The sequence below is a fragment of the Streptomyces alkaliphilus genome, from assembly GCF_014141535.1.
In the GTDB taxonomy this organism is placed as follows: Bacteria; Actinomycetota; Actinomycetes; order Streptomycetales; family Streptomycetaceae; genus Streptomyces; species Streptomyces alkaliphilus.
Map to the genome: position 1 here is coordinate 1 of NZ_VKHT01001277.1, position 1,192 is coordinate 1,192.

Annotated in this window: 1 protein-coding gene; it reads right to left on the reverse strand. The window is 72.3% G+C overall.

Features of this window, described 5'->3' with window-relative positions; genetic code table 11:
- On the reverse strand, positions 1-1,029 hold a 1,029-nt coding region (lhgO, locus tag FNQ90_RS23945; RefSeq protein ID WP_182608257.1), incomplete at its 3' end, for an L-2-hydroxyglutarate oxidase.
- Between the last annotated feature and the right edge of the window lie 163 nt (positions 1,030-1,192).

Below are 1,192 nucleotides of genomic sequence, written 5' to 3' on the forward strand. Positions count from 1 at the left end.
GGCCCGCACCACGTCCCCCGGACCGATGCCGGGAACATAGTGGCGCGCGGCGCGCATGTAGGCGCGCACCGACAGGGAACCCCGTAGCTCCCGCAGACCGGTGCGCCAGTGGCGGACCGCCATCCGCGCGCTTCCCGGCCAGGAGGCGATCCGCAGGAGTTCCGCCGGATCCACCCGCCAACGGTGGTACCCCTCGCGGGCCGTCGCCAGGACGGCGTTCGGGCCCACCTCCACCCCGCCGTCGATCCGGCGGGTGAAATGCACGCCCAGGAAGGGGTAACGGGGATCGGGGACCGGGTAGATCATCCCCCGCACCAGATCCGCCTTGGATGGCCGCACGCGCATGTACTCCCCCCGAAAGGGGATGATGCGCGGCTCGGCGGTGTCGGAGAGCAGCCGACCCACCCGGTCGGCGTGCAGGCCCGCGCACACCACCAGCCGGTCCACCGATTCGATGCGCCCCCCGGCGGTGACGCGCAGGCCCCCTCCCTCCCGATCCACCGCGCTGACCCGTCGACCGAGCAGGATCTCCCCACCGGCGGCGACGATGTCCCGACCGAACCCCTCCGCGATCCGCACGTAGTCGGTGATCGCGGTGCGGGGGGAGTGCAGCGCCACCAGCCCTCCGGCATGGGGCTCGACCTCGGTGATTCCGCCGGCGGTCAGTTTCCGCAGCCCGGGAACGCCATTGGCCCGCGCGAGGTCCGCCAGCCGTTCCAGCCGGGGCACCTCCTCGGGCGTGACCGCCACCACGAGCTTGCCGCACTCCTCGTACGGCAGACCGTGCCCGGCGCAGTACTCCTTCAACAGGGAGCGCCCCCGGGTGCACAGTCGGGCCTTGAGGCTGCCGGGCGCGTAGTAGATCCCGGCGTGCACCACTCCCGAGTTGTGCCCGGTCTGGTGGGCCCCGATGGAGTCCTCCTTCTCGAACACCACGACCCGGGTGCCCGGTCGGCGCAGGGTGATCTCCCGGCCCACGGCGAGGCCGAGGATCCCCGCTCCGACGATGCCGACGGTCTCCTCGGCCATCACGTTCTCCGTTCCGCCGATGGGATGGACACACCCCGCCCCTCGGGGGGTGAAGCACACGGTCACCGTCTTCACCCGGATGTGAAGCGCGGGGCATCCTCCCCCTGCCCCCCGAAGGCCGCCCACGGGTTCCCGGAGCCCTCACGGGGTGGTGCACCTGTCT